We start from the raw sequence: 3,173 nt of genomic DNA, 5'->3' as shown, positions 1-3,173 counted from the left end.
TCTAAAAGAAATCAAAAATTGTTGAACTGGTATAACTAATGTTCCAGAAAATAAAATTAGTGCTGAGCAAGTATTAACGATTTACAGAGTAAGGTGGCAAATTGAGTTATTATTTAAATTGTATAAAAGCCATATCAGGCTTGATAAGTTAAAAGGAAAGCCATGCAGAGTATTATGTGAACTATATGCTAAATTGTGCGCAATTCTTATATTTCACGGCATAGTTGGTTGCACAGAAGTGAAAAAGAATACAGAACTTAGCTTAACAAAGGCATTTATTGAGCTAAAAAGGCGGGTTAGAGAGTTATTTTTAGTATTAACCAAAATTAATAGTTTAAAAGCATTTCTTAAAAAACTCACTATAACTTGGTCGCGATTTTCATTAAAAGACAAACGTAGAAGGGCTAGAGTATCCCACTTTAACCTCTCTAAATTTGCTCACAATCTCTTAACTTGACGCGTATGCTTTTTTGAACATTCCCAACGAAAAAAGAAAAACAAGGTTTAATTTTCTTTTTTATTTGCGATTTACCTATTAATTAACCGTGAAAGGTTACGTGTAATGCTTCTTCACATAATTATCAATAATTGCCTTAAATTCTTCAGAGACATTATCACCTTGTAAAGTTTTGAAATATTTGCCGTTTTTGTAGACTGCTGAAACAGGTTTTTCTCCATATCCAGGTAAGCTGATTCCCAAATTTGCGTGTTTGCTTTCTCCAGGGCCGTTTACTATGCATCCCATAACAGCAATGCTCATATGCTCTACACCTGGATTTTTTTTCTTCCACATCGGCATATGAGTTTTTATATAGCCATTCACTTCTTCAGTTAATATACGAAAACGATCGCTGCTCGTGCGCCCACAACCAGGACATGAATTAACCTGAGGGTTAAAGTATCGCAAGCCTATAGACTGCAATATTTCCTGACACACCGCCACTTCATTAGTACGCGATTCACCAGGACGTTGAGTCAAAGAAGCCCGTATGGTATCTCCAATGCCATTTTGCAATAAATAAGTAAGCCCCGCTGCGGTATTTACCACACCTTTATTGCCCATACCAGCCTCAGTTAAACCCAAATGCAGTGCATAATTGGAAGATTTTGCAAGTGCCGTATAAACTAAAATTAAATCTTGTACTTTGCTAACCTTACATGAAATGATTATTTTGTTTGAACTTAGACCAATTTCTTTAGCTTTTTTTGCACTATCAAGAGCAGACATTACAAGTGCTTTGCGCAGTATAACGTCCGAAGGCCTTGAATTACTAAGCAAAGAGTTTTCATCCATCAGTTTTTGTAAAAGGTATTTATCAAGACTACCCCAATTTACTCCAATTCTAACCGGAAGATCGTGCATTATTGCATACTCTATGACCCTTTCAAATTTCTCATCACGTTTGTTGCCAAAGCCTATATTGCCTGGATTGATTCTAATTTTACCCAGCATTTTGATGTTGTCCGGATAATCTTGAACTAATTTATCTAGCTCATATTGACCGCAGCCTACCAATATTTTACCGTCAAAACCTTCTTTATTTATCTCTTCTACTATATAAGGTATTGCCCCTGCTACCTCCTCTGAGTTCAAGGCAATTCGCACCAATTCTGAACCTGTACGCGCTAGTTCTGTTATCTCTTTTGCATAATGTTTTGCGCTACTTTTTATATTATCAGAATCTATATGCACACCAAGCGCCATAGATTGTACAACTACAGGATTATTTCCGCCTATCTTTACTTTTCCAACTTCTACAACATGAGTTTTGTGCCTGGACATTGGCGATAATTCACATGCATCGTCATTCAATATCAGGTCTGTATCTAGCATATTATTAATTGTGATACTATTTTACTGTGTCAGCTACGCTGCCAAACGAACTTGAACCATTCAAACTATAAGCATCTACGTTATCCAAATTAGCAATAGAATCATGTGAGCACGTTCTTCTTGAAGGAGTTTCTTTTATAGTGATATTTATAGGAGAAACTTTCTTTTCTCGTGTTGAAGTAACTTTCTTCCCTTCTTGTTGTTCACTTTCATGCTGCTTACTTTCATACTGAGAAACTGGCTCTTGATCTATAAATACAGCACCCTTTAAACGTGCGATATTAATACCATGCTGATTTATCATAGCGCTCTCTTCATCGTCGACTATGCACGCTTCCATGTCATTTGGCTCATTATCAAGACTAGCAATTTTTTTCTCTTTTAATTTTTTGATTAGATCTTCTTTATTTATAGCTCGATCTTGTGACTTTTTTTTCTTGAGCAATTCCCTACGCTTCTCATACAGTTTATATGACTCAGCAAAATCCTCATCTGTATGAAAGTTTGCACCACCAGGGTTACCAGGAGGTATGTATCTCTTACTGAGCTTAGATTTAGCTCCAGCACTATGCACAGTAAAAAAGCTAGAAACCAAAAACATTAATATAAACAAAACTTTAGAAAAAATCCTAAGCATATGGTGCTATAGTAAATATCGCGTTTTAAAAGATAGCAATTAACAAACTTTAAGTAAACCAGAATCTTTACTAACTTTACAATACAAATATTTTTCTAAAAAGTGATATGTTTGCTATCAAAAAAACCTACATAGGCTAAGAGAAGAGGAAGGTGTTACAAGTTGCGTAACACCTTTTCAAGAAAAGTGTTATGCAGCTATATGTTTGCAACTTTTAAGTTATTCTGTAGTTTTTCAGTACCATCGGTAGTATCTACATTATTAAGTTTTGCGTCTGGTGTATCTTTAGACAAGTTCTTTTCTTTCTCCCTTTCACACTTAACTCCCTGATAGATACAGAATGCAACAAAACTAGTTATCGCTATTACGGCAACAGCAGTGGCTATGGTACAAATTAGTAGTGTTTTTTCTTGATCTGCTACTGCCTCTGCAAGTGTTTCCACTTTTTTTTGCAGGCCGTTTAAGTGCTCTTGCATACCTTGAAACTGCTCAGTACCAATCTTGTCTTTTAATGCACTAAAAACTTTTTCAAACTGCTCAGCATCTATCTTTTGAGCTTCTTGCCATTCTTTTAATGCACCAAAAACTTTTTCAAACTGCTCAGCATCGATTTTTTGACTTTCTTGCAATTCTGTTAGAACCTGTTTAAAATCTTCGTAATAGGAGAGAAATGAAGGAAAGGACAATCATTTGCAAGCTGGT

Annotated in this window: 3 protein-coding genes and 1 pseudogene; 1 reads left to right on the top strand and 3 read right to left on the bottom strand. The window is 35.5% G+C overall.

Annotation, left to right across the window (positions count from 1 at the left end; translation table 11 throughout):
• Window positions 1-452, top strand: a pseudogene (locus OZD61_RS04850) (transposase); the annotation flags it as partial.
• 101 nt (window positions 453-553) lie between these two features.
• On the opposite strand, the gene ispG reads toward OZD61_RS04850, so the two are convergent.
• The 3 genes from ispG to OZD61_RS04835 form a co-directional block, all read right to left on the bottom strand.
• On the bottom strand, window positions 554-1,834 hold the full coding sequence (gene ispG / locus OZD61_RS04845) for a flavodoxin-dependent (E)-4-hydroxy-3-methylbut-2-enyl-diphosphate synthase (protein WP_274980043.1): 1,281 nt from the start codon (window positions 1,832-1,834) through the stop codon (window positions 554-556).
• A gap of 16 nt (window positions 1,835-1,850) precedes the next feature.
• On the bottom strand, window positions 1,851-2,471 hold the full coding sequence (locus OZD61_RS04840; RefSeq protein ID WP_065094679.1) for a TRP75-related protein: 621 nt from the start codon (window positions 2,469-2,471) through the stop codon (window positions 1,851-1,853).
• 197 nt (window positions 2,472-2,668) lie between these two features.
• Window positions 2,669-3,157, bottom strand: a complete 489-nt coding sequence (locus OZD61_RS04835; protein WP_274980042.1) for a hypothetical protein — start codon at window positions 3,155-3,157, stop codon at window positions 2,669-2,671.
• Window positions 3,158-3,173 lie beyond the last annotated feature (16 nt).

This window comes from Wolbachia endosymbiont of Drosophila bocki (assembly GCF_028982005.1).
Classification (GTDB): Bacteria; Pseudomonadota; Alphaproteobacteria; order Rickettsiales; family Anaplasmataceae; genus Wolbachia; species Wolbachia pipientis.
This window is presented reverse-complemented; position numbering and strand designations above follow the sequence as displayed.

Excerpts from the sequence above, each read along its gene's own strand:
- OZD61_RS04840 (WP_065094679.1), bottom strand. The coding sequence starts at position 2,471 with ATGCTTAGGATTTTTTCTAAAGTTTTGTTTATATTAATGTTTTTGGTT.
- ispG (WP_274980043.1), bottom strand. The coding sequence starts at position 1,834 with ATGCTAGATACAGACCTGATATTGAATGACGATGCATGTGAATTATCG.